At 70.4% G+C, this 304-nt stretch carries 1 protein-coding gene; it reads left to right on the plus strand.

Annotated elements, in window-relative coordinates:
* Window positions 1-304, plus strand: a 304-nt coding sequence (locus LG634_RS37660; RefSeq protein WP_308072769.1) for a beta-ketoacyl synthase N-terminal-like domain-containing protein, incomplete at both ends; no start/stop codon positions are given.

Consider the following 304-nt stretch of genomic DNA (forward strand, 5'->3'; position numbering starts at 1 on the left):
CGAGACGCCGGGCACCTCGTACGTCCGCGAGGGCGGGTTCCTGCACGAAGCCGCGCTGTTCGATGCGGAGTTCTTCGGGATCTCACCCCGTGAGGCGCTGGCCATGGACCCGCAGCAGCGGCTGCTGCTGGAAACCTCCTGGGAGGCGTTCGAGCGCGCCGGCATCGACCCCACCGCGCTCCGCGGTTCGAACACCGGCGTGTACGCGGGCGTCATGTACCACGACTACGCCAGCCGGCTGCCCGCCGTCCCCGGAGACCTGGAGGGCTATGTCGGCACGGGCAACACGGGCAGTGTGAGCACC

Origin of the sequence: Streptomyces bambusae (genome assembly GCF_020532645.1) — a bacterium.
Lineage (GTDB): Bacteria > Actinomycetota > Actinomycetes > Streptomycetales > Streptomycetaceae > Streptomyces > Streptomyces bambusae.